Genomic DNA, 25,637 nt, shown 5'->3' with positions numbered 1-25,637 from the left:
GAGGGGGGTCAGTTCTGCGCGTCGTCGAGCAGACGGGCAAGATCATCGACGATACAGGTCGCACCCGCCTCACGCAGAGTCGAGGCGCCCGCGCCGCGGTCGACGCCGACCACGGCGCCGTATCCTGCGGCGGCCGCCGAGGCGACGCCGGACACGGCGTCCTCCACGGCGACGGCATCGGCGGGGTCGACTCCCAGCAGGCGCGCGCCGTCGAGGAACATGTCGGGTGCGGGCTTCGAGGCGAGATGGTCGCGCTCGGCGACGAGACCGTCGACGACGACGCGGAAGAAGTCGCGGATGCCCGCACTGGCGAGCACCTCGCCGGCGTTCTTCGAGCTCGACACGACGCCCATGGGCACGCCGGCGTCGCGCAGGCTCTCGAGCAGTGCGAGCGAGCCGGGGTACGGGGCGATCCCCTCACTGCGCAGCACGGCGACGAACGCGTCGTTCTTGCGGTTGCCGACGCCGCACACCGTGTCGGCCTCGGGCGGGTCGGTGACCTCTCCCCACGGCAGCTCGACGTTGCGGCTGCGCAGCAGGCTGGCGACCCCGTCGTAGCGCTTCTTACCGTCGACGTACGCGAAGTAGTCGTCGTCGGTGTAGGCGGGCTCGATGCCCCAGCGTGCGAAGACCTCGTCGAACACCTTCTGCCAAGCGCGCATGTGCACCTCGGCGGTGGGGGTCAGCACACCGTCGAGGTCGAAGAGCACGCCGGCGGTGCGGTGCAGATCGGGGAGAGCGTCAGACATGGAACCTCCTGGGTCGGACGGGCTCGTCCAGCCTAGTGAGAGCGGATGCGCCGAGGTGGCTCAGATGGCCGAGAGCGTCTGGCGGGCGATCTCGAGCTCCTCGTCGGTGGGCACGACGAGCACCTCGACGCGCGAATCGTCCGAGGAGATGCGCCGGATGCCGCGCCCGCGCACTCCGTTGCGCTCCGCGTCGACCTTCACGCCGAGGAACCCGAGGGTGGCGAGCGCGTCTGCGCGCACGTCGACGGCGTTCTCGCCGACGCCGGCCGTGAAGACGATGACGTCCACCCCGCCCAGTTGCGCGATGTAGGCGCCCAGGTACGAGCGCAGCCGGTGCACGTACACGTCATAGGCCAGCGACGCCGCCTCCTCCCCCGCGGCACGGCCGGCGAGGATGTCGCGCATGTCGCTGCGGCCGGCGAGACCGAGCAGGCCGCTGCGCTTGTTGAGCAGCTCGTCCAGCGCATCCGTGTCGAGGCCGGCGCGGCGAGAGAGGTGGAACAGCGCGGCCGGGTCGATGTCGCCGGTGCGGGTGCCCATCACGAGACCCTCGAGCGGGGTGAACCCCATCGACGTCTCGACCGACCGGCCGCCGGCGATCGCGGTCATGGATGCCCCGTTGCCGAGGTGCAGCACGATCTGCCGCAGCTGTGCGAGGTCGCGTTCGAGGAACGCTGCCGCGGCCTCGGAGACGTACTTGTGGCTCGTGCCGTGGAACCCGTAGCGGCGGATGCGGTGCTCGTCGGCGGTGGCGGCGTCGAGTGCGTACGTGTACGCCGCCGGGGGGAGGGTCTGGTGGAACGCGGTGTCGAACACGGCCACGTGCGGCACGTCGCGGAAGGCCGCGCGCGCCGCTCGGATGCCGGCCAGGTTCGCCGGGTTGTGCAGCGGAGCCAGAACGCTGAGGTCGTCGATGTTGATCTCGACCAGAGAGGTGATCACCGTCGGCTCGAAGAACCGTGCTCCGCCGTGCACCACGCGGTGCCCGACCGCGACGGGCGGGTGGTCGGCGAGGTCGGGCCCGTGCTCAGCGAACTGCGCGAGCATGACGGCGAACGCCTCGTGATGATCGGCGATCGGCCGCTCGTCCGTGTGGCGCACGTCGAGGATCGTCGGGACGGGTTCCCCGGGCTCGGCGGTCACGCGCGCCGTGTGACTGACGGTTCCGGAGGGCTGTCCGATGCGCTCGATGAGCCCGCTGCCCAGCTCGAGCTCACGGGCCGGGTCGATGAGGCTGTACTTCAGCGACGAGGAGCCGCTGTTGATGACGAGCACGGATCCCTGCGAGGGCTGATCGTGACGGCTCGACGCAGCGGGGTTCATGCCTGTTCTCCCTGTGCCTGGATGGCGGTGATCGCGACGGTGTTCACGATGTCGTCGACGAGAGCGCCGCGCGACAGGTCGTTGATCGGCTTGTTGAGTCCCTGCAGCACCGGGCCGATGGCCACGGCACCGGCCGAGCGCTGCACCGCCTTGTAGGTGTTGTTGCCGGTGTTGAGGTCGGGGAAGACGAACACGGTGGCCCGTCCGGCGACCTCGGAGCCCGGCAGCTTGGCCTTGGCGACCGCGGCATCGGCGGCTGCGTCGTACTGGATCGGCCCCTCGACCGGCAGCAGCGGCTCGCGCTCGCGCACCAGGGCGGTGGCCGCACGCACCTTCTCGACGTCGGCGCCCGACCCGGACTCGCCCGTCGAGTACGACAGCATCGCGACGCGGGGATCGATGCCGAAACGCCGGGCGGTCGCCGCAGACGAGATCGCGATGTCGGCCAGCTGCGCACTGGTGGGATCGGGGACCACGGCGCAGTCGCCGTAGACGAGCACCCGGTCGGCGAGCGCCATCAGGAAGACGCTCGAGACGACGTCGACGCCGGGCTTGGTCTTGATGATCTCGAACGAGGGGCGGATGGTGTGCGCCGTGGTGTGCGCGGCGCCCGAGACCATGCCGTCGGCGAGTCCGAGGTGCACCATCATGGTGCCGAAGTACGACACGTCGGTGACCGTGTCGGCAGCCTGCTGCAGCGTGACGCCCTTGTGCGCGCGCAGGCGGGCGTACTCCTGCGCGAACCGCTGCACGAGTGCGGGGTCGGTCGGGCTGAGCACCTGCGCTGCGGAGATGTCGAGCCCGAGCGCTCCCGCGCGGGCGCGGATGCTCGCCTCGTCGCCGAGGATCGTGAGGTCGGCCACCTCGCGCGCGAGTAGGATGGCCGCCGCCCGCAGGATCCGGTCGTCGGAGCCCTCGGGCAGGACGATCCGCTTGCGCTCGCTGCGCGCGCGCTCGATGAGCCCGTACTGGAACATCAGCGGCGTGACGACGGTCGACTCCGCGAGCCCCATCTGCTCGGTCAGCTCGGAGATGTCGACGTGCTTCTGGAACAGCTCGAGCGCGGTCTGGTAGCGCTGCGCTGATTCGGGGCTCATCCGGCCGCGCGAGCCCATGATCCGCACCGCCGTATCGAAGGTGCCCAGGTCTGTGGCGATGATGGGCACGCGCAGCTCGAATCCGTCGATGAGCTGCAGGATCGTCTCGGGCAGCTCGAAGGGCCCGTTCAGCACGATGCCCGCGAGGTCGGGGAACGTGCCGGATGCCGCGGCGAGCACCGTGGCGAGCAGCGTCTCGGTGCGGTCGGCGGCGATCACGACGACCGCACCTTCGGTCAGGCGCGGCAGCACGTTGACCATGGACATGCCCGCGATCACGATGCTGTACGCCTCGCGCTCGAGCAGCTCCTCGCCACCGCGCACGAGCCGCCCGTCGACGGCGCGCATGATCCCCCGCATCGAGGGGGCGACGAGGGAGCGCTCCTCGGGGATGGCCCAGACCGGGGTGCGCCCGTCGCCGACCAGCTCGACGATTTCGGCGAGCTGGTCGGACTCGGCGCGGTTGACGACGAGGGCGAACAGCTCCGCCCGCTCCGCAGCGAGCTCTGCGATCGCCAGTGCGGCGAGCTGCTGCACCTGCGCGGATGTGCGTGCGGTGGTCGTGCCCAGCTGCTCGGCCTGTCTCTGGCTGTCGCGCCCCGAGAGCACGAGCAGCACCGGGACACCGAGGTTGGCGGCGATCCTCGCGTTGTAGCCGAGTTCGGCGGGGCCCGCGACATCGGTGTAGTCGCTGCCGACGACGATGACGGCGTCGCACTGCGCTTCGACCGCCTTGAAGCGTGCGACGATCGTGCCCAGTGCGGCCTCGGGGGCGCGGCGCACGTCGTCATAGGTGACGCCGATGCAGTCGTCGTAGTCGAGGTGCACGCCGTCGTGCGCCAGCAGCAGCTCGAGCACGGTGTCACGCTCATCGGCCGAGCGGATGATCGGCCGGAACACCCCGACGCGAGGCGAGACGCGCATCACGGCGTCGAGCACGCCGAGCGCGATCGTCGACTTGCCCGTGTGTCCTTCGGCAGACGTGATGTAGATGCTGCGTGCCACGTGACCAGCCTAGTGACCCCCGGCCCTCAGCCCACCTGGGTCCCTGAGCCTGTCGAAGGGCACGGCCCCGACAGCGCATCCACCACGGCGGCCGCGTCGTCTGCGAATCGGGCGTAGTGCTCGGGGTCGGAGTTGATCTGCACCCGGTTGATGGCCCTCGACGGCTCGAGGCTCTGCCAGTCGGGCACGCGTCTCAGGCGCGTGAAGAACATCGACGACGCGGTGACCGGGTCCATCCGCTCGGCGACGCTTCCCCACCACTCCTGCTGCTGGAACAGTCCGATGCTCGTCGTGCGGCTGCCGTCGGGGTTGACGACCCCCGAGGTCTCCCAGTCGCCGTGATCGAGGTTGCGCAGCGAGCTCTCGCCCATCGCCGCCATCACGCCGACGATCTGACCGTCGCGTGCGAACCCGAGCTCGCGTGCCGTGCGCACGACCGTCGCGGCGTTCTCGAGCTGCTCACCGCGCCATCCGCTCACCCCGAACGCCGGGTATGCCGCGGGATCGTCGAGACAGTACCCCTCGGTGCGGGGAGCCGTGACGAGGGCGAGAATCGCCAGGGCGCCGGATGCCAGCAGCGCCACCCCTGCGGTGATCGCGGCGACCGTGAGCCCGCGCCGACGCTGCGCCCGCACCCGCGACCGCGCCGTGCGGCCGCCGCGGCGAGCGCTCACGATCGCGCCGGCGCGTGAGCGCCCCGAGGCGGGCGCCGCGCCGCCAGCGCGGCGATGCCCCCGCCGATCGCTCCGAACAGGTGCGCCTGCCACGACACCCCGGCGCCGGCGCCGAAGATGCCGCTGAGCACGGTCGTGCCGTACAGCACGACGACGATGAGGGCGATCGCCGCGTAGGCGATGCGGTGTGCGACCCGGCCGGGGGCCAGCACCCGCAGCACCGTGTACCCGAAGTATCCGAACACGAGCACGGACGCGCCGACGGTGAGAGTCCCGGGGGCGTTCAGCAGCCACGTTCCGGCGCCGCCGACCACGGCGATGATCCCGGTCACCGCCCAGAAGCGCTTCGCGCCCTCCACCGCCACCAGGCAGCCGAGCACGAGCAGGGGCAGCGAGTTGCTGATCAGATGCGCCCAGCCGGCGTGCAGCAGCGGGCCGAGCACGAGGCCGGGAAGGCTGCTCGGGTCCCACGAGCGCAGTCCCCAGCCGGTGAACGACCCCGGCAGCACGGCGTCGAGCAGCTGGATCGCCCACATCACGGCGAGCAGCGCCACCGGCGCGAGGAAGCGGCCGGCTGACGAGGAGCGCGAGACGGATGCAGCGGGGGCGGTCACAGGTCGATCCTCGCAGGGCATCCGGTGAGAGAGCCGAAGGTTCTGCCGCACGCAGCGCGTCGCGTCTGGAAAGATGAAGACCCTCCGCGCACCCGACAGAGCCCGGTTGCCCTTGCTACGTTTCCGTCCTGGGGGAATTGGCCTGGATGCCGTCACGCGGAGAGCCGTTCACGAGTCTACCCGAACGCGGAGGGGAGCTCGAACAGCCAGCCCGTGTGCCAGGCTCGAATCGATGGACTCCCTTCTTTCACGGCCGCTCGCGCACTGGCGGTTCGACGGCGAGCTGCGGATGTATCAGGCCGAGGCGCTGCGGAGCATCCCCACCGAGCCGTCGGACTCGGCGATGCACGTCGTCGCCCCTCCCGGCTCGGGCAAGACGCTGCTCGGTCTGCTGCTCGCCGCCCGCGCGGGGCGTCGGGCGCTGGTGCTCGCTCCGAGTGTGACGATCCGCGATCAGTGGGTGCGCGCCGCGCGCGATCTCGCGCACGATGACGGGGCCGTCTCAGATGACCCCACCGAGCTGGGCGACCTGACGGTGCTGACGTACCAGCGGCTGAGCGTCGCGGGCGACAGCTCGCCCTTCGACGAGCTGGCCGCCCGCCAGTGGCTGGACGAGCTCACCGCATCCGGGCGCACCGCGTCGGACGCTGCGACCTGGCTCGCGACGCTGTCGGTCGACAACCCGGCGCAGCACGCCCGCGGCATCCGCAGTCGCGCCTCGGCGCTGCGGCGCCGATTCAGCCGGGCCAGACCCGACGAGATCGCCCGCGTGCTGCATCCGAACGCCCTCGCCCTCATCGACCGGGTGATCGAGGCGGGCGTCGACACGGTGGTGCTCGACGAATGCCACCATCTGCTCGATCACTGGGCGCTGGTCGTCGCCTACCTGCGGGCTCGCATCCGCGCGAACGGGGGCACCGGTCTGCTGATCGGGCTGACCGCCACGCTGCCCTCACCCGACGACGGCACCGGGTTCGACAACTACACCCAGCTGCTCGGCGAGGTCGACTACGAGGTGCCGACGCCCGCGGTCGTGAAGGAGGGGCACCTCGCCCCCTACCGCGCGCGGGTGTGGTTCACCGAACCCGTGCCCCAGGAGGCCGACTTCATCCGCCGCAGCGAGGTGCAGCTGCACGAGCTGGTCACCCGGGTGCTCTCCTCGCCCGACGGGGTCGGCTTCCTCATCGACCAGCTTCAGCCGACGCTCGACGAGCACGAGGCGGCAGACCACTCCGCACCGTCGCCCGAGGAGCGGGCCCGCCGCGACATCGATCGGGCGCTGAGCCGGGACTTCCCCCTGGCCGTCACCTGCGGGTCGGTGCTGCGGGTGACCGCCCCTGAGCATCCGCTCGTCGCGCTGCTCGACCCCGACCTGTTCGGGCGGGCGAGCACCGAGGACCTGCTGCAGGTGCTCGCCAGGTTCGCACTCGACCGCCTGCTGGCCGATCCCGACGCGCACGCGCAGTGGCGCTTCCTGAAGAGGTCGCTGGCGGATTTCGGACTGCACCTCACCGACCGCGGGCTGCGCCGCGGACGCAGCCCGGTCGAGTCGACGCTGGCGACCTCCGTCGCGAAAGACCACGCCGCCGTCGAGATCGTGCGCCACGAGCTGGGCGGCGCGGACGGCGATCGGGTGCGCGCGGTCGTGGTCACCGATGTCGTGGAGTCGGGCAACTCCCGCGGTCTGACCGGCGATGCGGCTCCCGGCGCGCTGCGCGTCTTCGAGCTGCTCGCCGCCGATCCGATCACGGCCGCGTTGTCGCCCGTGCTGATCACGGGTGAGCATCTGCGCACCACCGCGGCGGCCGCGCCGGATGTCGCCGCCGCCCTCAGCCGCCTCATCGGCACCGCCGTCGACGTCAGCGAGACACCCGGCGCGACGCGCCGGCTGCAGGCGACGGGCATGAGCGGGTCGAGCCTGGTCGCCGCGGTCTCGCGTCTGGTCACCGAGGGCCGGGTTCGTCTGCTGATCGGCACGCGGGGTCTTCTCGGCGAAGGGTGGGACTGCCCCGCCGTGAACACCCTGGTCGATCTGACCACCGTCGCCACCAGCACGGCGACCCAGCAGCTGCGCGGGCGCACCCTGCGCCTGGACCCCGCGTGGCCCGACAAGGTGGCGCACAACTGGTCGGTCGTCTGTCTCATCCCGCCCCAGGTCCTGCTCGACGACCGCGGCGAGATCGATCGGCTCACCCGGCGCCACGGCCACCTGTGGGGTCTCAGTGCCGACGATCACTCCGAGATCGTCTCGGGCCTCGGCACCGCCCTCGCCGCATCCGAACGCGAGATGCTCGACCGGATCGTCGCCAAACACCCGCAGACGGATGTCGGTGTGCTGAACACCGCGGTGCTCGCGACGGAACGCTCCCGGGCGCAGACCAGGGTGGACTGGCGCATCGGCGAGGCGCTCCCCGCCCGGGAGCGCGAGGCGGTGGCTGTACGCAGCCCCCGCCGCGGCTCCGGGCGCAGCGGGATCGTCCAGGTGATCCCGGCGCTGACCGCCGGCACCTCCCGCACCTTCGCGCTGTCGACGCTGGCGAGCGGCGCCGCACTCGCCCTGGCCTCGGGCCCGCTCGAGCTGCAGCTGCCCGTGCTCGGCGGGCTCGCCGCGGCGCTGGGCGTCGGAGCGCTGTTCACCTTCGCCCGGCGCGGTAGGGACATGCGGCGCGCCCTTCGACTTCGCAGAGACCCGGCGCGGGTGCATCACCTCGCCGCTCTGACCGTGTCGCGCACGCTGCAGTCGGCGCAGCGGATCTCGGCCCTGCCCGACGAGGCGGTGACGGCGACCGCGCAGAGTCTCGCAGACGGATCGACACGAGTGAGGGTGCTCGTCGATGCTCCGGCGCAGACTCGCCGGGTGCTGACCGACGCGGTGCAGGAGCTGTTCGGTCCGGTGCGGACCCCGCGTTTCGTGCTGCGCGTCGGGGTGCGGCAGCCGACCTACCTCACCGTGCCTCAGCAGATCGGCAGACGGCGAGCGGATGCCGAGGTCTTCGCGGCACTCTGGCGGCAGACGCTGGGGCCCGGTGAGCTGATCGAGCTCAGCGGGGCCGAGGGCCTGATCGTGCTGCGCGCGGCTCGAGGGCAGGGCGGCGAGCTCGAGCACTCCGCGCCGCGGCACTCGGTGTGGGGCTGATCCCGCGCTCGCCCGCACGGCCTCGTCCGCAGTCGGGCGTCCGCGCCCGCCCGACGGCGTTACGATCATCACACGCACCGTCGCGCACGAGAGGGCCCGCATGCACGAGAACGCACTGCTTGATGCCGAGCAGTTCACCCAGCACACTTCGCGCATCACCGCCTCCGTCTCATCGGTGATCGACGGCAAGGCGGATGCCGTCCGCAACGCTCTCGTGTGCCTGCTGGCGGAGGGGCACCTGCTCATCGAGGACGTGCCGGGTGTGGGCAAGACGATGCTCGCCCGCGCGCTGGCCGCAAGCGTCGACGCCACCGTCCGCCGCATCCAGTTCACCCCCGACCTGCTGCCCGGCGATGTCACCGGCGTCGCGGTGTACGACCCGGTGCAGCGGGAGTTCGAGTTCAAGCGCGGGGCGATCTTCGCGCACATCGTCATCGCCGACGAGATCAACCGCGCCTCGCCGAAGACCCAGTCGGCGCTGCTGGAGGCGATGGAGGAGCATCAGGTCACGGTCGACGGCGACACCCACCCGCTTCCCGACCCGTTCCTCGTGGTGGCGACGCAGAATCCTCTCGAGATGGAGGGCACGTACCCCCTGCCCGAGGCGCAGCGGGATCGGTTCATGATGCGGATCTCGATGGGGTATCCGGATGCCGCGGCCGAGACGCTCATGCTCCGCCAGCGCGACACCGCCAATCCGCTGGCCACCATCTCCCCCGTCGCGGACGCCGCGTCGGTGCGCGCGCTGATCTCGTGGGCACGCCGCGTGCACGTCGCCGAGTCGCTGGAGGAGTACGCCGTCGCCCTCGCGCAGGCGACGCGCCAGGATCCGAACCTGCATCTCGGCGCGAGCCCGCGGGCGACGCTGCAGCTGGTGCGCGCGGCGAAGGTGGTCGCGGCGCTCGACGGTCGCGACTATGTGGTGCCCGACGACATGGCCGACCTGGTCATCCCCGTCTTCGCGCACCGCCTGCTGGCGGCGCGCGGGGTGCACCGCGCCGGGGCGCAGCCGGTCGAGGCTGCGCTGCGCCAGATCGTCGCGCGGGTTCCCGTGCCGTTCGCCGCCCGCGTCTGAGCACATCATGCGCACCCGTCCGCTGACCGCGCGAGGAGCGGCCTGCCTGCTGCTCGGCGTGATGCTGTGCATCGCCGCGAACGTGCTGGGTGCCCGCCCCCTGCTGTACGTCGGGGTGCTGCTCATCGTGCTGCCTCTCATCGCGCTGCTCGCCGTGCGTACGCCACGACGACGCGGCGAGGTGTGGCGGCAGATCTCCACCGACCTGCTCGCGGTCGGCGAGACGTCGAAGGTCACCGTGCGCTTCGAGCTGTACGCTCCGGGCATCCCGCACGGCCGCTGGAGCGACACTCTTCCCGAGGCGGTGCGCGGCGACGCCGCCGGGGAGTACCCCGGCGAGAGTCGGCTGCTGCACTACGACCTCGAGGGGGTGCGCCGCGGGACGGCGTCGCTCGGTCCGCTGCTGCTGCGCACGGTCGACCCGTTCGGTCTCGCACAGCGGGTGCAGGCGTTCGGCGAGACGCGGATGATCACGGTCGTGCCGCAGGTGCTCGCGCTCGCCCCGCTGCCGACGAAGGTCGGAGCGGCGGGTGGCGCGGCGCAGACGCGCTCGACGCGGCTCGGGCAGGGGGCAGACAACCTCATCCCGCGCGCGTACCTGTCGGGCGACTCCCGACGGCGCATCCACTGGCGCGCGACGGCGCACCGCGGGTCGCTGATGGTGCGGCAGGAGGAGGAGGAGGCGAGCCCGGACGCCGTCGTCGTGCTCGACCGTGCGGCATCGCGCTGGGCGCGTCAGGGTGACGGCGTCGACCTCGCCTTCGAGGCTGCCGTGTCGCTGTGCGCGTCGGCCGCGCTGCGCTTCGTGCAGGACGGCTACAGCGTCGACGTGTTCGACAGTGCGGGCTCGCTGCTCGGTGCGCTGCGCGGGCACGAAGACGACCGGGACGCCCTGCTGGTCGCCCTGGCGACCGTGGCGCCCCGCGGCGAGCCGCGCGACCTGCGCGCGATCGTCGGCGGCTCACCCCCGGGCCCGCTGGTGCTGATCACGGGGGCGATCGATGCGGATGATGCCGCACGGCTGAGCACGGCGGGCGCCTCGGCGCCGATGCTGATAGCGGCGGGCGCCGACTCCGGGGCTCTCGCCGCCGCCGCTGATCGCGGCTGGAACGTGGCCGCGCTGTCCGCGACAGCGGATCCGGCGGACGTGTGGGAGGCAGCGATGCCGCGAGCGAGGACTCGCCGTGGCTGAGCCGGCGAGCATCGTGCCCAGGCCCGGAGTCGTCGGGCCCGCGGTGCTGGCCGCGGTCGCCGCTCTCGTCGCGATGTGGCCGTACACCGGGGTGATCGCGCCGGGCGCGTGGACCTTCGCGGTGGTGGTGATCATCACGACCGTCGCCACAGCGGGCATGGTGGGCAGGCGGCTGCTGCGCAGGGCGCAGGACGGCATCCGGTCTCTTCTCACTCTGCTGCTGCAGCTGGCCGCCCTCACCCTGGTGCTCACGAACCTGCTGGCGAGCGAGGCCGCCGATCTGGGTGTCGTGCCCACCGCGGCGAGTCTGGAGCTGACCGTGCTGCGTCTGCAGCGCGCGGTGGACGAGATCTCGAACGGCGTCGCGCCGATCGATGCGACGGTGTCGATGACCACGACGATGGGACTGGCTTTCGCGCTGGTCGCGCTGCTTCTCGACCACCTGCTCGCGCATCGGCTGGTCGTGCTCACCGTGCTCTTCACCTCGGTCGTGGGCGCTGTGCCGATGCTGCTCAGCTTCGGCTCGGTGAACCTGGTGTGGTTCCTGCTGCAGGCGGTGATCATCCTGATCGTCCTGCGCTTCGGCGCGAGGCATGATCGCGATGCGATCCGCCATTCGCCCTTCGTCGCCGCCGGGCTCATCGGCGCAGCGGCGATCGCCGCGACCGTCGTCGTCTCCCCCGTTCTGCCGCTGAGCGCCGCAGCCGGGGGGAACGGGCAGCTGTCGACGGTCAACGCCGACCTGCGCCTGGGTGACGACCTGCGCCGGCCCGACGAGACCCAGGTGCTGACCGTCGTCACCTCGGCCGCCGCCCCGCCCTATCTGCGACTCGCGACGCTGTCGAGGTTCGACGGAGAGGTCTGGCGTCCCGATCGCTCCGACCGCAACCCCGTGGAGGACGGCTTCGGCGCCCGTCCGTGGACGGACGACATCGAGACGGTCGAGCACGATGTCTCGATCCGCGTCGTGGGGATCTCGAGCTCCCGGCTGCCGGTGCCGTACGCCGCCGAAGAGATCACCGGGCTGCCGCGAGGCTGGCAGGCGATGCCGCTGAACCGCACTGTGATCAGCTCGACTCTGGATGCCGCCGGCGCCGACTACACCGTGCAGATGGCGACCCCGTCACCGAGCCTCGAGCAGATCAGGGCGAGTTCCGCCGGGGGTGCGGAGCTCGTCGCGGCGCCCGCAGGCGACCTCCCGGGGATCATCGGCGGCCTTGCGCGGGAGGTCACCGCAGGCGCCGACACGGACTACGACCGGCTGCTCGCGCTGCAGACCTGGTTCCGCTCGGAGTTCGAGTATTCGCTCGACGCGCCGGTCGACGACGGCTTCGACGGCACCGGTGCCGACGCCGTGGCGACCTTCCTCGAGGTGCGCAGCGGCTACTGCATCCACTTCGCCGGCGCCTTCGCTCTGATGGCGCAGACCCTCGACATGCCCGTCCGCATCGTCGTCGGGTATCTGCCGGGCACGGCGACCGACGAGAGGCGGGGCGAGCAGCGCGTGTACTCCGTCACGAGCGACAGGCTGCACTCGTGGCCCGAGGTGTACTTCCGGGGTATCGGCTGGGTGCCGTTCGAGCCGACCGCGACGCTCGGAACGCCGACCGATTTCACCCCCGCCGCGGGAGCGGGCGGCGATGGCGACACGGGGTCGCCGACCGCTTCCGACGCGCCGACAGCGGCGCCGTCGGCCGCGCCGACGGGTGGCCCGGACCGCCGCGATGAGGATCCCGGGGCCGGCGGCGACGCTGCGCTGCAGCAGCTCGACCCCACCCCGGTGGCGTTGGTCGTCGGCGGGATGCTGGTGGTGCTTCTGCTGCCGGGACTCGCTCGCACGCTGCGCCGGATGCTGCGGATCCGCCGCGCCGCGGCCGGCGATGCCATCGCTGCGTGGCGCGAGGTCGCCGACACCATGGCCGACCTGGGGCTCCCGCTGCACGCGGCCGAGACCGCGCGGACCCGGGCGCACTCGCTCGTGACAGGACGCGGTGTCGACGCGGACGCGCTCGGCGATCTCGTCACGGCGGTCGAGCGCGTCAGCTATGCCGAGAACGGCCCTGCCGGCCACGAGCTGGACACGTCGCTGCGTCGGGTGATCGGCGATCTGCAGGTCGGTGTCGATGCACGCCGGCGCGTGCTCGCCTGGCTGCTGCCCGCGTCGCTGCTGCGTCGCTGACCGGGGTCAGACCCGGGCGGCCGCCGCGTGATCGTCGCACGGCACCGTGTCGCAGTCGGCGCAGACCACGAACTGGCGGCGGCACGAGAGGTCGGGGCAATTCGCGGTGCGGCTGGTCGCCGCGCCGCACCCGGCGCACGTGCCGATGACGGCGGCGTGGTCGCTGAAGTCGACGGACCCGCGCTTGTCGAACACGTAGAGCGAGCCCTCCCACAGACCGTCGTCTCCATACTTCTCTCCGTAGCGGACGATTCCCCCGTCGAGCTGGTACACCTCGCCGAAACCGCGCGAGACCATCAGGCTCGACAGCACCTCGCAGCGGATGCCGCCGGTGCAGTAGGTGACGACGGGCCTGCCCTTCAGGTCGTCGTACGCCCCCTCGTCGAGCAGCCGGACGAAGTCGCGCGTGGTGGCGGTGTCGGGCACGACCGCGTTGCGGAATCGGCCGATCTCGGCCTCGAGGGCGTTGCGGCCGTCGAAGAACACGACCTCGTCGCCGCGCTCGGCGATCAGGCTGTGCAGCTGCTCGGGATCGAGTCTGGCCCCGCCACCCACGACGCCGTGCTCATCGACCTGCAGCTCGCCCGGCGCACCGAACGAGACGATCTCGTCGCGCACCTTCACGCTGAGCTTGGGGAAGTCGGTGCTGTAGCCGTCGGCGTCGATCGCCGTGCCCTCGCTCCACTTGATGTCGGCATCGGCGAACGCCGGGTGCTGGCGGAAGCGCCGCACCCACTTCTTCACCGCCGGGAGGTCGCCGCCGAGGGTGCCGTTGATGCCGTGCTCGGAGATGATGATGCGGCCCCGAAGGGCGAGAGACTCGCACAGGTCGCGCTGCCAGAGACGGATCGCCTGCGGATCCGCGAGCGGGGCGAACGCGTAGAACAGCACGATCTTCGGGGTGGGCACCCGGAGATTCTACGTGGGCTCGCTGAACGACGAAGGCCCCCACATCGTGAGGGCCTGCGGCGGATTCTGGCGGTGACGGAGGGATTCGAACCCTCGGTTGCTTGCACAACACACGCTTTCCAAGCGTGCTCCTTCGGCCGCTCGGACACGTCACCAGGAAACAACCTGTCCATCCTATCCGATCGTGCGCGTCGCTTCCGACCAGAGCGGGCGGCTCACTCGAAGCGCACGCCGTACATGGTCGTGTCGGGATTCGACTCCAGCCGGTGCATGCCGAGACGCTCGTAGAAGGCGCCCGCGCCCGTGTTCGCGGGGTTCATGCCGAGGTGCAGTCCGCGCACGCCCCGGCGCTGCAGCTCGGCGAAGAGCGTCTCGATCAGCCGACGCCCGAGACCCTGCCCCTGCGTCTCGGGCAGCAGATCGATGTGCAGGTGCGCGGGATACTCCACGGCGTGCGTCTCGCCGCCGGGTGCGCGGCGGCCGGCGTAGCGGATGATGCCGTCCTGGCGGGTGGGCTCGGCGGCGCCGGAGAGCGGGTAGGACCTCTGCCTCGAGGGCCACCACTCCTCGCGGAACCACCGCTCGAAGGCATCCGTGTCGTCGGTGGCGACGACGTACCCGATGGTCCGGCCGTCGTCCGACTCGACCACCCACGACAGATCCGGATGCCGCACGACGTACGGCACGGCGAACACGTCACCCCACAGGCGATCGTCGGTGAAGATGCCGGTCGCATCGCCACCGGCATCCGCCGTCTTCACGCAGATGTCGTAGAGCGCGTCCCGATCGGCATCACGGTACGGGCGGATCGTCGTCACGGGAACTCCTCGATGCGGGTGCTGGGGTCGGCGCCCAGCCTAGCGACGCCCAGCTCAGCACGAACGCGCCGACGAGCAGCGCGGCCGACGCGCCGACGAGCGCACCGCCGACGGTGTCGGTGATCCAGTGCACGGCGAGCAGTGTGCGCGACAGCGCCATCACCACGACCCAGACGGTGCCGATGATCGCCATCCACACCCGCGGGAAGACCAGCCAGAGGACCACGGCGATGGTGGCGGCGTTCGAGGTGTGCCCCGACGGGAACGAACCGAAGTCCGACGTCACCAGCATGTCGTCGGGACGCGCTCGGGCGAAGATCTCCTTGAGCAGCTGGGTGAGTCCGGCACTGACCACGAACGCGATCGCGGCGAAGACGGCTCCGCGCCATCGTCGCAGCAACACGAGCAGCAGCACGATCAGCAGCGGCACGAGGATGATGGCGACCCACCCGCCGCCGATCCAGTTCAGCAGATATGCGGCCGAGAGCATCCAGTCCTGTCTCACCTGCGACATGAGGTCGTTCCAGAACACGTCGAGTCCGATCGTGGCGCCTCGAGGCAGCAGCACGACGAGCACTCCGAGAAGTGCAGCGAGGGTGAGCGTCGCGCTTCCGGCGATCAGCAGCGTGCGTCTTCTCATCGTCCCATTCTGCCCCGCGACCGCGCTAACCTTCGGCTATGAGCGCCGATACTTTCCAGCTTCTCGGCGGTTCGGCCGCCGATCTCGTCGAGGCCCATCCCGTCGATCCGGGCCGCGTCCGCCCGCACCGGGTCATCGACGGCGACGGGTTCAAGATCCGGATGCTGACGATGGACGACGGCACGACGATGCGCGAGCACCGCGCGCCGGTGCCCATCCTCGTGCAGGTGGTCGCCGGCGGCATCCGGTTCCGCGTCGCGGGCACCGAGCACGTGCTCTCCCCCGGCGGTACGATCACCGTCGCCGCCGGGGTGCTGCACGAGCTCGAGGCCGATCAGCCGTCACACGTCCTCCTCGTGCTGCTGGGCTGAGTCCGCCCGGCGGTCAGCCCTTCGTCGCTCCGGCGAGCAGTCCGCGGACGAAGAACCGCTGCAGGGCGAAGAACACGATCAGCGGCACGATGATCGAGATGAACGTTCCCGCCGACTGCAGGAACCAGCGGTTGCCCCACGTGCCCGACAGCGAGTTCAGCGCCTGGGTGATCGGCAGCGCGCCGGGCGAGGCGAAGATCGTCGCGACCAGCAGATCGTTCCACACCCAGAGGAACTGGAAGATGCCGAACGAGGCGATGGCGGGCATCGCCAGGGGCAGGATGATGCGGAAGAACACCTGTCCGTGACCGGCACCGTCGACCCGCGCGGCCTCGACGATGTCGCCGGGGATCTCGGCGATGAAGTTGTGCAGCATGAAGGTGGCGAGCGGCAGCGCGAAGATCGCGTGGGCGATCCAGACGCGCGCGAAGCTGAACTCGACGTCGTTGAGCGTGAACCCGGGGAAGATCATCACGTCGTTGATCGTGAGGCCCTCTGAGAACAGGCTCAGCAGCGGCACGAGGGCCATCTGCAGCGGCACGATCTGCAGCGCGAACACGAAGACGAACAGCAGGTTGCGGCCCTTGAAGTCGATCCACGCGAACGCGTAGGCGGCGAGCGCGGCGATCGCGATCGGGAACACCGTCGCCGGGATCGTGATCGCCAGCGAGTTGATGAACGCGGTGGCGAGGGTGGTCGAGGTGCCGCCTGCGTTGAGCGCCTCGGCGTAGTTGTCGAGGGTGAACTCGGGGTTCGTGAAGGCGGTCCACCATCCGGTCGACTGCGTGTCGGCGCCGGGGCGGAACGATGTGACGAAGAGACCGAAGGTGGGGATGGTCCAGAACACCGCGATGATCACCGCGGCGATCGTGGCGCCCTTCGACGTGAGCTTCTTGTGCGCGATCGCCTCGTTCCGGCGGGTGTCGCGCGCGACCTGGCGCTTGGTGCGGGTGTCGCGGACGACGGCTTCTGTGGCGCTCATCAGCGGATCTCCCTCTGCTTGGCGAGCGAACGGGCGTTGTAGATGATCAGCGGCAGCACGAAGATGAACAGCACGACGGCGAGCGCCGACGAGTGCCCGTAGCTCTGGAAGCGCTGCTGCTGGTTGACCATCTCGAAGCCGAGGACGGTCGTGTCGTCGCGTCCGCCGGTCATCACCGCGACGATGTCGTACACCTTCAGTGACATGATCGTGATCGTCGTGAGCACGACGATCAGCGACGAGCGGATGCCGGGCACGGTGACGTTCCAGAACCGCTGCCACGCGTTCGTGCCGTCGAGCTCAGCGGCCTCCAGCTGTTCGGACGGGACGGCCTTGATCGCGGCGGACAGGATCACCATCGCGAAACCCGTCTGCGTCCAGATGAACACGATCAGGAGCATGAAGGTGTTGATCAGCGGCTTGACCGCCAGCCAGCTCACCGGGTCGCCGCCGAACAGGGTGACGATGGCGTTCAGCAGACCGATCTGGTCGCCCTGGCGGTAGTCGTACATGAACTTCCAGATGATGCCCGCACCGACGAACGAGATCGCGACGGGCATGAAGACGAGCACCTTCAGCACCTTCTCGCCGCGTGCGCGGTCGATGAAGACGGCGTACGCGAGACCGAAGGCGACCGAGATGGTCGGGGCGAGCAGCGCCCAGATCAGGGTGTTGATCACCGACCAGGTTCCGACCGGGTTCGTGAACACCCAGATGTAGTTCTCGAGTCCGACGAACTGGTCGCCCGTCTTGTCGAAGAACGATTTGACGAACGTGGAGACCGCCGGATAGATGAGCCCGAGCAGCAGCATGATCGCCGCGGGGGCCATGAAGAGCACCAGCTGGAACAGGTAGCCGGCACCCTGGCGCGAGCGGTAGTCGGCGAAGAAGAGCAGAGCGCCCGAGAGCAGCGCGATCGCGACGACGTACAGCACGGCGTTCGAGAAGGGCCGCAGCAGCATCAGGGCGAGCACCGGGATGACCAGGCACGCGACCAGCCGCATGATGAAGTAGCCGCGGCCCGGCCGCGGCGCGAACTCGATCAGCACGAGCACGATCGCGACGACGAGCCCGAAGGCGAGCAGCACGGCGGGGATCTGAAGGAGCGGATGCAACCCGCCCAGCCACAGGAAGAAGTTGTTGAGAGAAGCCGGCCCGAGGGCGATGCGGGCGGGGTCTTCGACCGGCGCCGAGATGATGAGCAGGAACAGCATCGCGGCGATGAGGACGAACCCGGCGACGACCACGATCTGCGTGATCCGGCGCCCCTTGGCATCCACGCCGTGCGTCGTCTTCGGCAGTTCCGCCGTGTCTTTTTCCTCTGCTGTCAGCAGTGACATGGGATCTCCTTCTGAGTACGGATGCGGGGTCGGGCATCGCTGCCCGACCCCGCCAACACCGGCGGATTCGCGCTCAGACTAGCGCGCCCGACTAGTTCTCGTAACCTGCCTGGATGTCGCTCAGCACCTGGTCGGTCGGCTTGCCGTCGACCCAGTCGACCATGCCCTTCCAGAACGAACCCGACCCCACCGTGGACGGCATCAGGTCGGACGCGTCGAAGCGGAAGACGGTGGACTCGTCCTGCAGGATGCCCATGGCCTCCTGCAGGAACTCGCTGCTGGCCAGGCTCGGGTCGGCGTTCTTGTTCGCGGAGATGACACCGCCGAGCTTCACGCGCGCATCGGCGAACTCCGGCGACGCCATGAACTCGAGCACCTTCTGCGTGGCTGCCTTGTCGTTGAAGCCGGCGACGAACTCGCCGCCACCCTCGACCTGCAGCTCGCCCTCGGTGTAGCCCGGCATGATGAACGCGTACACGTCACCGTCGGGTCCGACCTCCGGGGTCTTGCCCTCGGCGTTCTTCACGTCGAGGAAGTTCGCCGAGAGGAACGACGCCTGGTGGGTCAGCGCGCAGCTGCCGTCTGCGACCTTGGCCGCGACGTCCGCGAAGGCGGTCGAGTTGATGCTCTTCACATCGCCGAAGCCGGCGTTCACGTAGTCGGGGTTGAGGATGATCGAGCCGACGGCGTCGAAGGCGTCCTTGATCTCGGGGTCGGTGAACTTGACGTCGCCCGCCACCCACTTGTCGTAGACGTCCGGGCCGGACTGGCGCAGCACGAGGTCCTCGATCCAGTCGGTGCCCGGCCAGCCGGAGGCGTCACCCGAAGCGAAACCGGCGCACCAGGGTGCCTGACCCGACTTCTCCTTGATGGTGTCGGTGAGGGCGATCATGTCGTCCCACGTCTTGGGGACCTCGACGCCCCACTCCTTGAACTTCGCCGGCGAGTACCAGACGTAGCCCTTCAGGTTCGCGAGCATGGGAGCCGCGTAGAAGGTGTCGTCGAACGTGCCGTACGCCTTCCAGTCCTTCGACCAGTTCTCGTCGACGGCCTTCGACACGGCATCCGGCGCCTTGACGACCTTCCCGGTCTCGACGAGCGTCTTGAGCAGACCCGGCTGGGGCACGACGGCGATGTCGGGGGCGTCGCCACCGGTCACCTTGGTGACGATGTTGCCCTCGAAGCTCTTGTCGCCGGTGTACTCGACCTTGATGCCGGTGTCCTTCTCGAAGGCCGCGAAGCTCTCGTTGAGATCGTCGGCCTCGGTGCCGGTGATGCCACCGGAGATGCGGACGGTCGCGCCCTTGCCGTCGCCGTCGCCGCCTCCCTCTCCGGGGGTGGCCTCCGCGCATCCGGTCAGGGCGATCGCCGTCGCTCCGACCAGGGCGAGGGGAGCAAGCAGGCGGTATCGCTGTGACAGAGCCATGTGTTTTCTCCTCTTCCAGGGTGTGCCGGGCCTCGTCGAGCGGAGGGTCTCCGCAGCGATGAGGAACCGATTCCAGGACAACCTACTTGTCCCGAGCGCCCCGAGGCAATGCCACGCGCAGACAACTGCACAACCGTTGTGCATACGTGATCACGACCCTGGGAGCGCTCCCACAGCGTAGCGCATGGAACCGGTTCCCTCTACGCCGGGTCCCGGGGTAGCCTGACGGAGCCGACTCGAGGAGACCCATGAGCACGATCGCCGACGTCGCCGCGAGAGCCGGCGTGTCCAAGGCCACGGCGAGCCGAGCGCTGAGCGGGGGCGGCTACGTCTCGACCGAGGCCCGGCAGCGGGTGCGCGACGCCGCACGCGAACTGCACTATGTCGCGCATTCCTCCGCCACGACGCTCGCCACCGGACGCTCGCTGTCGGTCGGCGTGATCATGCCCGCGCTGGACAGGTGGTTCTTCGCGGAGCTGCTCGCCGGCATCCAGGAGGGACTGCTGGATGCCGGACAGGACCTGATCCTCTACGGGATACAGGAGGGATCGGACGAGCGCGACCGGCTCTTCTCGGACGTGCTCCCCCGGCGCCGACTCGACGGGATCATCGCCGTCGGCATCCAGCCCAGCACGCATGAGCTGTCGCGTCTGATGCGGGTCGGGTCACCTCTGGTGAGCGTCGGCGCCTATCGCGAGCAGAACAGCTCCATCTCGATCGACGACGAGGCGGCGGCGCGCATCGCGACCGAGCACCTGATCGACCTCGGACACCGCGACATCGCGTTCCTCGGCGGCCGTGACGATGCCGCCACCCACGCGTACGGCGACGAGCAGCGACTGCGCGGCTACCGGGCGGCCATGACGGCCGCGTCGCTGCAGGCGGCCATCCGGCACGCGCCCGGCGACGCCACCACGCCCGGCGGCTACGAGGCGGGCGTGCGCATGCTCGGCGACCGGCAGAACCGGCCGACGGCGTTCGTCGCGGTGTGCGACGAGGCGGCGATCGGCGGCATCATCGCCGCCAGACGCCTCGGCCTGTCGGTGCCAGCCGAGCTGAGCGTGGTCGGGATCGACGACCACGCGCACGCGGAGATGTTCGCGCTGACGACGGTGCGTCAGAAGCCGCGGATGCAGGGGCTCGCCGCGGTCGAGCTGCTGCTGCGCAGGATGGATGCCCCGGATGCGCCCGCCGAGCAGCTCGCGGTGCCGTCCGAACTGGTCGTCCGCTCGTCGACAGCGGTGCCTCGCCCGTAGCCGGCGCACCCGCGCCCGCGCCCCGGATACGCCAGAAGGCCCCGGATACGCCAGAAGGCCCCCGGGGTGAACCGGAGGCCTTCTGTACGCGGTGAGGCGTGATTACTTGAGGGTGACCGTGGCGCCGGCGGCCTCGAGGGCCTCCTTCGCCTTCTCGGCGGTCTCCTTGTTGGCGCCCTCGAGGACGGCCTTCGGAGCACCGTCGACGACGGCCTTGGCCTCGCCGAGGCCCAGCGAGGTGAGCTCGCGGACGGTCTTGATGACCTGGATCTTCTTGTCGCCGGCGGCCTCGAGGACGACGTCGAACGAGTCCTTCTCCTCCTCGGCCTCAGCAGCGCCAGCGCCACCGGCAGCGCCGGCGACGGCGACCGGGGCGGCCGCGGTGACGTCGAACTTCTCCTCGAACGCCTTCACGAACTCGCTGAGCTCGACGAGGGTGAGGCCTGCGAACTGCTCCAGCAGCTCCTCAGTGGAAAGCTTCGCCATGATGTTTCTCCTAGATAAAGGTGTGGTTGTGGTGAAGAGATCGCCGGACGCTTACGCGGCCTCTGCGGTCTCCAGCTTTTCGCGAAGCGCGTCGATGGTGGCGGCAGCCTTGCCCATCGTCGCCTTCATCATGCCCGCTGCCTTCGCCAGCAGAACCTCACGGCTCTCGAGCGAGGCGTACTTGTCGACCTCGTCGGCGTCGAGGGTCTTGCCCTCGAAGACGCCGCCCTTGATCACGAGAAGCGGGTTGGCCTTGGCGAAGTCACGAAGAGCCTTGGCAGTGGCGACGAAGTCACCGTGCACGAACGCGACGGCCGACGGGCCCTTGAAGCCGTCGTCCAGCGTCGTGATCCCCGCGTTGTTCGCGGCGATCTTGGTCAGCGTGTTCTTCACCACGGCGTATTCCGCGTCCTGACGGATGTTGGTGCGCAGCTCCTTGAGCTGGGCAACCGTCAGACCGCGGTACTCGGTCAGCAGGACGGCGTTCGAGTTCTCGAAAGACTTCGTGAGCTCGGCAACCGTTGCATCCTTCTGCGCCATGGTCACTCCTTACGTGTACGGACGCCACGCGGATGCGGGGCGTCGACCTCGACCGCCCCACGACATGAGAAAAGCTCCGGCGCAAGCGCACGGAGCTTCGAGAAGAATTTCGCACACCTGCGCGGGCCCCTGCTGAGCAGTGCTTCGATCGTCGCGTTCGCACACGACGATGACCGGCGGTCTTCGGTTACGACCCACTGTACGGCATCCGCAACCTCTCCCCCAAATCGGTGCACGCGGGCAGTTCTCCCCATCGACGGGTCCGATCGCCTTCGCTAGCGTGAACAGGCGACACGTACCCGCGAGGGGCATGGGCCGAGAGAGAGGACACATCGTGGCAGACGTCAGCCTGGATTACACCGCCATGGAAGCCAGCATCCGCGCCTACAAGAGCATGCGATCCATGCTCGACGGAGCCACGAGCGCACTCGGGTCGGCGTCGAGCGGCGCTGTGCCGCAGGACGAGCTGCGCGAGCGACTGCACGAGCTGCACGGTGCGTGGGGCGGCGGGCTCGACAAACTCGCCCGCTTCTCGGAAGACGCGCACGGGGGGCTCAACTCGGTTCTCGAGGCGTTCCGCAGCTTCGACGCGGAGGTCGCGGCCAACATGGATGAGGGGAAGCGGTGATGAGCGCGTTTCCCGCACTCGGATTCGACCCCGCCCCCGGGGATCTGTCCCTGCTCGAAGGCTTCGTCGACAACCTCAGCTCCGGTGCCGACGGCGTGGACGATGCGCTCACTGTGCTGGATGGCGCGGATGAGACGACGTGGAGCGGTCTCGCCGCCGACGCGTTCCGTGCGAACCAGTCCGAGGAGTTCCGTCCCCGACTCGTCGACTCAGGACGCGCCTTGCGCTCGTCCCACACGACGCTGTCGACCTGGGTGAGCGAGCTGACCGAGTTCCAGCGCCGGGCGCGAGTCCTGGAGGACGACGCCGCCGAGGCGCGCGCTGCGGTGAACCGGAGCGAAGGTGCCCGCGAGGACGCCGACTCCACCGCCGACGGCGCCACGCCCGATCCGGACGCCGTCCGCGACGCCGAGCGTGCGCTCTCGCTGGCCCAAGGCGATCTGGCGTCGATCCTCGCAGAAGCGCGCCGCCTGCAGGAGTCCGTGTCGCAGCGCGCGGCAGAGATCGCGCGCCTGCTCGAATCCGCACGCGACGAGATCGGCCAGTACGCGGGCAACTGGTTCTCCAACACCTGGGACGATGCGGTGGACCTCGCCGACAAGTTCATGGAGTACGTCGTCCCGATCCTCGAGGACATCCTGCGTGCCGCGCTGCCGATCATCAGCCTGCTGTCGTTCGTGTTCCCGGCACTCGCGCCGATCGCGCTGGGCATGGCCGTGGCCCTCGTCGTCATCGACGGCCTCCAGGCTCTGACCGGGCGCGGCACCTGGGGCGATTTCGCCATCGGAGTCGCCGGGCTCGCGCTGGGATTCGCCGCCTCAGGCCTGAGCGGTGTGCTCGGGAACGGCGCGAGCGTGCTGCGGATCAACATCCCCACGATCGGGCCCGGCCTGGCCACGGCGGGCGGAGGTGCGATGACCGGCGGTGTGGTGACGGTCGCGTCGCTCTCCATCAGCACCGGTGCGCTCGCGGGCAACACCTACTGGGCGGCGACGACCGCGAACGACATGTACTCGGGTGGCAAGGACTTCCTCGAGAGCATCGGCGGGCCGTGGTCGAACCTCGTCGAACGCGGCAGGAACCTGGCGTCCGGCGAAGGACCGCGCACGGATGAGGAGAAGTGGTGACCGCCGACGCGCGAGCAGCCGAGCGCGACGTCGTGTGGCAGCGCCTCCCACAGGGCTGGATTGAGCTGCGGGCGTTCGGCGATCAGACGCCGGCGCAGTGGTGGCAGCGCTACCTCGCATCCGGAGAAGGGTGGCTGACGGAGGAGGCACGTGACGCTCTCACCGCCGGGTTCCACCGCGGCGTGGCCATGTTCTCCGGTTCGTCGTTCGACTTCGCCGGCATGCACCTCGACGTGGGCGACAGTCCCGCCGTCTGGTTCCTGTCGACTCAGGTCGTGCGTGCCGCGAAGGACGTCGTGCGCGACGCCGACCGCTCGCTCGCCTATCTGGCCGCGGCCAAGCTGGGCGCGGCAGGCTCGAGCACGTCTTTCACGGCATCCGACGGGCGCACCGGGCTGATCGCCTTCGGCACCGTCGGCACGCCGACGCACGGCATCGTCGCAGTGGGAGAGCTGTCACTCCCCGGCGATCGCGGCATCGCCCTCGTGACCGGGATGACCTCCGACCCGCAGCGCCATCAGGACCTGCTGATCCGGGTGGCGTACGCGCTCGACACCACGCTGCTGCTGCCCCCTGGGCAGACCCCGCCGGAACCCGAGGCGACAGAATAGGGCCATGGCCTTCCACCTCATTCGCGCAGAATCCCGCCCCTATCTGAGCCCCGAGCCAGAGGCTGCGGGAGAGCGCTCCACGGCCCAGCGCGCCGTGGAGGTGCTGGGAGCCGACTACCTGCGCTGGTCCCGCATCGGGTTCGGGCTGCTCGCATTCGTCGGCTCGGTCATCGGCGCGTCCGGCTCGAGCGCCATCATCGATGCCTTCAGCGGCGACAGGTCGCCCGTGGTCAGCGCGTTCGCCGCCGTCACCGGCCTCGCTCTTCTCGCCGTGCTCGGCCTGAGCCTGTGGATGCTGATCGCGCTGGGCCTCTCCGGTCGTCGGCTCGTCCGATCGCTCGCGGCGTGGCTGGCGGGCCCTTACCGCTCCGGCCGGCTCGCGCCGTCGTGGGCCGGCTGGCTGCACACACGACTTCTCATGTTCCGGCCGGGCGCCTTCGTCCGCATCGCCGCCGCCTCGTGCGCGGCACTGTTCGGGGCGTACGCGACCTACGCGTTCTTCGAGACCGTCGCGGCACCCTCAGCCAACCTCGTGATGTACGGGCTCTGGGCGATCATCGGGTTCGTCTCGTCCGTCGTGCTGTTCTCCGGCAGCATCCGACTGATCAGCGGCCGCGCCGAGGCCGACCGAGTATGGCGCACCGTGCGCGACACCGCATTCCGCTGACGCGTCGCCATCCGCCGTCGTCCGGGTCCTCCTCGCGATCGGGCCGGCCTGCGTGCACGGCGTGTGGAGGCCGACGGACCACCGCGCCGCGGGTACTCTCATAGGGTGACTCCCGAACTCCAAGCGCGCATGCTCGCGGATTCTCGCGACCGGGTCGCCTGGCTTCGTGCGCGAGCCCGCGGGATCACCGCCACCGACGTGGCCGGTCTCTCCGGAGAGGCCTCGATCGCGCGCGCTGCGAATGCCAAGCTCGGCGCCGGCCCTCGGTTCGGCGGCAACGCGTACACCGATCACGGACGCCGTCGGGAACCGGAGATCGCGGCGTGGGTGGCTGCGACCCACGGCATCCTGCCCTCGTCGGCCCTGTTCCACGCGGAGATCGAGAAGCGCCACCTGGCGACGCCGGACGGCATCTGCGTGGACGGCGACGGGCGCGTGCTGCTCGCCGAGATCAAGACCACGAACAAGTCGTGGCGCACCATCCCCCGCACCTACCTTCGGCAGGTCTGGTGGCAGCAGCACGTGCTCGGCGCCGAGCGCACGCTGTTCGTATGGGAGGAGCACGACGACTTCAATCCGATCCACGACGAGCCGCGCTCCGTGTGGATCGACCGCGACGAGAAGGAGATCGATCAGCTCATCGCCCTCGCGACGCGCTTGATCGACGAGCTCTACCGTCGCACCACGGGTCAGGCGCCGCCGACCCGCGCGCCGCTTGCACCGAGCCGCCGCTCGGCGCTTCGCGAGCGCGACATGTTCCGGGCTCTGGCCCTCTCGGAGTGACCGCGGCAC

General features: G+C 70.1%; 24 protein-coding genes, 1 tRNA gene and 1 other RNA gene. 11 read left to right on the top strand and 15 right to left on the bottom strand.

All coding sequences use genetic code 11. The features are described 5' to 3' along the window. Positions 1 to 8: 8 nt before the first annotated feature. The 6 genes from ACWIDW_RS08070 to ffs form a co-directional block, all read right to left on the bottom strand. Positions 9 to 749, bottom strand: a complete 741-nt coding sequence (locus tag ACWIDW_RS08070) for an HAD family hydrolase (protein WP_454124328.1) — start codon at positions 747 to 749, stop codon at positions 9 to 11. 60 nt (positions 750 to 809) lie between these two features. Further along, on the bottom strand, positions 810 to 2,072 hold the full coding sequence (locus ACWIDW_RS08065) for an acetate/propionate family kinase (RefSeq protein WP_454124326.1): 1,263 nt from the start codon (positions 2,070 to 2,072) through the stop codon (positions 810 to 812). Continuing rightward, complete coding sequence (gene pta, locus ACWIDW_RS08060) at positions 2,069 to 4,174, bottom strand: phosphate acetyltransferase (RefSeq protein WP_454124324.1); 2,106 nt, start codon at positions 4,172 to 4,174, stop codon at positions 2,069 to 2,071. Before pta ends, ACWIDW_RS08065 begins: the two co-directional genes overlap by 4 nt. Positions 4,175 to 4,200: 26 nt before the next feature. After that, a complete protein-coding gene (locus tag ACWIDW_RS08055; RefSeq protein WP_454124323.1) occupies positions 4,201 to 4,848 on the bottom strand; it encodes a hypothetical protein in 648 nt (215 codons plus the stop codon). Then, complete coding sequence (locus tag ACWIDW_RS08050) at positions 4,845 to 5,462, bottom strand: rhomboid family intramembrane serine protease (RefSeq protein WP_454124321.1); 618 nt, start codon at positions 5,460 to 5,462, stop codon at positions 4,845 to 4,847. Before ACWIDW_RS08050 ends, ACWIDW_RS08055 begins: the two co-directional genes overlap by 4 nt. A 72-nt stretch (positions 5,463 to 5,534) precedes the next feature. Beyond that, an RNA gene (gene ffs / locus ACWIDW_RS08045) (signal recognition particle sRNA small type) lies at positions 5,535 to 5,631 on the bottom strand. 63 nt (positions 5,632 to 5,694) lie between these two features. On the opposite strand from ffs, the gene ACWIDW_RS08040 reads away from it, so the two are divergent. From ACWIDW_RS08040 to ACWIDW_RS08025, 4 genes are all read left to right on the top strand, one after another. After that, complete coding sequence (locus ACWIDW_RS08040; protein ID WP_454124320.1) at positions 5,695 to 8,598, top strand: DEAD/DEAH box helicase family protein; 2,904 nt, start codon at positions 5,695 to 5,697, stop codon at positions 8,596 to 8,598. Positions 8,599 to 8,698: 100 nt separating this feature from the next. Further along, positions 8,699 to 9,673, top strand: a complete 975-nt coding sequence (locus ACWIDW_RS08035; protein ID WP_454124319.1) for an AAA family ATPase — start codon at positions 8,699 to 8,701, stop codon at positions 9,671 to 9,673. Positions 9,674 to 9,680: 7 nt separating this feature from the next. Continuing rightward, positions 9,681 to 10,865, top strand: a complete 1,185-nt coding sequence (locus ACWIDW_RS08030) for a DUF58 domain-containing protein (protein WP_454124318.1) — start codon at positions 9,681 to 9,683, stop codon at positions 10,863 to 10,865. Next, on the top strand, positions 10,858 to 13,044 hold the full coding sequence (locus tag ACWIDW_RS08025; protein ID WP_454124316.1) for a transglutaminase TgpA family protein: 2,187 nt from the start codon (positions 10,858 to 10,860) through the stop codon (positions 13,042 to 13,044). Before ACWIDW_RS08030 ends, ACWIDW_RS08025 begins: the two co-directional genes overlap by 8 nt. A gap of 6 nt (positions 13,045 to 13,050) precedes the next feature. Here ACWIDW_RS08025 and trhO read toward each other — a convergent pair whose 3' ends face one another. The 4 genes from trhO to ACWIDW_RS08005 all read right to left on the bottom strand — a co-directional run bounded on the left by trhO (position 13,051) and on the right by ACWIDW_RS08005 (position 15,411). Next, positions 13,051 to 13,953: an oxygen-dependent tRNA uridine(34) hydroxylase TrhO gene (trhO, locus tag ACWIDW_RS08020; protein WP_454124314.1), complete on the bottom strand. Its 903-nt coding sequence runs from the start codon at positions 13,951 to 13,953 to the stop codon at positions 13,051 to 13,053. A 67-nt stretch (positions 13,954 to 14,020) separates the two neighbouring features. Continuing rightward, positions 14,021 to 14,108, bottom strand: a tRNA-Ser gene (locus tag ACWIDW_RS08015). A 60-nt stretch (positions 14,109 to 14,168) separates the two neighbouring features. Further along, positions 14,169 to 14,771 (bottom strand): GNAT family N-acetyltransferase, encoded by a 603-nt coding sequence (locus ACWIDW_RS08010; RefSeq protein WP_454124313.1) that lies wholly within the window; start codon positions 14,769 to 14,771, stop codon positions 14,169 to 14,171. Beyond that, positions 14,746 to 15,411 carry a phosphatase PAP2 family protein gene (locus ACWIDW_RS08005; RefSeq protein ID WP_454124311.1) on the bottom strand — a complete coding sequence of 222 codons (666 nt, stop codon included), beginning with the start codon at positions 15,409 to 15,411 and terminating at the stop codon, positions 14,746 to 14,748. Before ACWIDW_RS08005 ends, ACWIDW_RS08010 begins: the two co-directional genes overlap by 26 nt. 38 nt (positions 15,412 to 15,449) lie before the next feature. Here ACWIDW_RS08005 and ACWIDW_RS08000 point away from each other — a divergent pair, with 38 nt between their 5' ends. After that, complete coding sequence (locus ACWIDW_RS08000; protein ID WP_454124310.1) at positions 15,450 to 15,782, top strand: AraC family ligand binding domain-containing protein; 333 nt, start codon at positions 15,450 to 15,452, stop codon at positions 15,780 to 15,782. A gap of 13 nt (positions 15,783 to 15,795) precedes the next feature. Here the strand turns inward: ACWIDW_RS08000 and ACWIDW_RS07995 are convergent, their stop codons facing one another. From ACWIDW_RS07995 to ACWIDW_RS07985, 3 genes are all read right to left on the bottom strand, one after another. After that, a complete protein-coding gene (locus ACWIDW_RS07995) occupies positions 15,796 to 16,764 on the bottom strand; it encodes a carbohydrate ABC transporter permease (RefSeq protein ID WP_454124309.1) in 969 nt (322 codons plus the stop codon). Continuing rightward, positions 16,764 to 18,104 carry a carbohydrate ABC transporter permease gene (locus ACWIDW_RS07990; protein ID WP_454124308.1) on the bottom strand — a complete coding sequence of 447 codons (1,341 nt, stop codon included), beginning with the start codon at positions 18,102 to 18,104 and terminating at the stop codon, positions 16,764 to 16,766. Before ACWIDW_RS07990 ends, ACWIDW_RS07995 begins: the two co-directional genes overlap by 1 nt. A gap of 91 nt (positions 18,105 to 18,195) precedes the next feature. Then, positions 18,196 to 19,530 (bottom strand): ABC transporter substrate-binding protein, encoded by a 1,335-nt coding sequence (locus ACWIDW_RS07985; protein ID WP_454124306.1) that lies wholly within the window; start codon positions 19,528 to 19,530, stop codon positions 18,196 to 18,198. 248 nt (positions 19,531 to 19,778) lie between these two features. On the opposite strand from ACWIDW_RS07985, the gene ACWIDW_RS07980 reads away from it, so the two are divergent. Next, a complete protein-coding gene (locus ACWIDW_RS07980) occupies positions 19,779 to 20,786 on the top strand; it encodes a LacI family DNA-binding transcriptional regulator (RefSeq protein ID WP_454124305.1) in 1,008 nt (335 codons plus the stop codon). Between the two features lie 102 nt (positions 20,787 to 20,888). Here ACWIDW_RS07980 and rplL read toward each other — a convergent pair whose 3' ends face one another. Continuing rightward, a complete protein-coding gene (rplL, locus tag ACWIDW_RS07975) occupies positions 20,889 to 21,272 on the bottom strand; it encodes a 50S ribosomal protein L7/L12 (protein WP_454124303.1) in 384 nt (127 codons plus the stop codon). Between the two features lie 51 nt (positions 21,273 to 21,323). Then, positions 21,324 to 21,812 (bottom strand): 50S ribosomal protein L10, encoded by a 489-nt coding sequence (gene rplJ / locus ACWIDW_RS07970; RefSeq protein ID WP_313356034.1) that lies wholly within the window; start codon positions 21,810 to 21,812, stop codon positions 21,324 to 21,326. Positions 21,813 to 22,146: 334 nt separating this feature from the next. On the opposite strand from rplJ, the gene ACWIDW_RS07965 reads away from it, so the two are divergent. From ACWIDW_RS07965 to ACWIDW_RS07945, 5 genes are all read left to right on the top strand, one after another. Then, positions 22,147 to 22,440, top strand: coding sequence for a hypothetical protein (locus ACWIDW_RS07965; RefSeq protein ID WP_454124301.1), 294 nt, complete (start codon positions 22,147 to 22,149; stop codon positions 22,438 to 22,440). Further along, complete coding sequence (locus tag ACWIDW_RS07960) at positions 22,440 to 23,567, top strand: hypothetical protein (RefSeq protein WP_454124299.1); 1,128 nt, start codon at positions 22,440 to 22,442, stop codon at positions 23,565 to 23,567. Before ACWIDW_RS07965 ends, ACWIDW_RS07960 begins: the two co-directional genes overlap by 1 nt. Further along, positions 23,564 to 24,178: a hypothetical protein gene (locus ACWIDW_RS07955; RefSeq protein ID WP_454124298.1), complete on the top strand. Its 615-nt coding sequence runs from the start codon at positions 23,564 to 23,566 to the stop codon at positions 24,176 to 24,178. The genes ACWIDW_RS07960 and ACWIDW_RS07955 overlap by 4 nt, the downstream gene beginning before the upstream one ends. Positions 24,179 to 24,182: 4 nt before the next feature. Further along, positions 24,183 to 24,845, top strand: a complete 663-nt coding sequence (locus ACWIDW_RS07950) for a hypothetical protein (protein WP_454124297.1) — start codon at positions 24,183 to 24,185, stop codon at positions 24,843 to 24,845. Between the two features lie 105 nt (positions 24,846 to 24,950). After that, positions 24,951 to 25,628 carry a YqaJ viral recombinase family protein gene (locus ACWIDW_RS07945; RefSeq protein WP_454124296.1) on the top strand — a complete coding sequence of 226 codons (678 nt, stop codon included), beginning with the start codon at positions 24,951 to 24,953 and terminating at the stop codon, positions 25,626 to 25,628. Positions 25,629 to 25,637: the final 9 nt, after the last annotated feature.

This window comes from Microbacterium sp. NPDC055312 (assembly GCF_053645675.1).
The sequence above is the reverse complement of the archived record's forward strand: the minus strand, read 5'-3'. Positions and strand labels throughout refer to the sequence as shown.

What these genes read in the sequence shown, in the direction of transcription:
- ACWIDW_RS08030 (WP_454124318.1), top strand. Translation starts at nt 9,681, where the DNA reads ATGCGCACCCGTCCGCTGACCGCGCGAGGAGCGGCCTGCCTGCTGCTC.
- ACWIDW_RS08070 (WP_454124328.1), bottom strand. Translation starts at nt 749, where the DNA reads ATGTCTGACGCTCTCCCCGATCTGCACCGCACCGCCGGCGTGCTCTTC.
- ACWIDW_RS07990 (WP_454124308.1), bottom strand. Translation starts at nt 18,104, where the DNA reads ATGTCACTGCTGACAGCAGAGGAAAAAGACACGGCGGAACTGCCGAAG.
- rplJ (WP_313356034.1), bottom strand. Translation starts at nt 21,812, where the DNA reads ATGGCGCAGAAGGATGCAACGGTTGCCGAGCTCACGAAGTCTTTCGAG.
- ACWIDW_RS07960 (WP_454124299.1), top strand. Translation starts at nt 22,440, where the DNA reads ATGAGCGCGTTTCCCGCACTCGGATTCGACCCCGCCCCCGGGGATCTG.
- rplL (WP_454124303.1), bottom strand. Translation starts at nt 21,272, where the DNA reads ATGGCGAAGCTTTCCACTGAGGAGCTGCTGGAGCAGTTCGCAGGCCTC.
- ACWIDW_RS08040 (WP_454124320.1), top strand. Translation starts at nt 5,695, where the DNA reads ATGGACTCCCTTCTTTCACGGCCGCTCGCGCACTGGCGGTTCGACGGC.
- ACWIDW_RS08065 (WP_454124326.1), bottom strand. Translation starts at nt 2,072, where the DNA reads ATGAACCCCGCTGCGTCGAGCCGTCACGATCAGCCCTCGCAGGGATCC.
- ACWIDW_RS08000 (WP_454124310.1), top strand. Translation starts at nt 15,450, where the DNA reads ATGAGCGCCGATACTTTCCAGCTTCTCGGCGGTTCGGCCGCCGATCTC.
- ACWIDW_RS07995 (WP_454124309.1), bottom strand. Translation starts at nt 16,764, where the DNA reads ATGAGCGCCACAGAAGCCGTCGTCCGCGACACCCGCACCAAGCGCCAG.
- ACWIDW_RS07985 (WP_454124306.1), bottom strand. Translation starts at nt 19,530, where the DNA reads ATGGCTCTGTCACAGCGATACCGCCTGCTTGCTCCCCTCGCCCTGGTC.
- ACWIDW_RS08005 (WP_454124311.1), bottom strand. Translation starts at nt 15,411, where the DNA reads ATGAGAAGACGCACGCTGCTGATCGCCGGAAGCGCGACGCTCACCCTC.
- ACWIDW_RS07980 (WP_454124305.1), top strand. Translation starts at nt 19,779, where the DNA reads ATGAGCACGATCGCCGACGTCGCCGCGAGAGCCGGCGTGTCCAAGGCC.
- ACWIDW_RS07950 (WP_454124297.1), top strand. Translation starts at nt 24,183, where the DNA reads ATGGCCTTCCACCTCATTCGCGCAGAATCCCGCCCCTATCTGAGCCCC.
- ACWIDW_RS08035 (WP_454124319.1), top strand. Translation starts at nt 8,699, where the DNA reads ATGCACGAGAACGCACTGCTTGATGCCGAGCAGTTCACCCAGCACACT.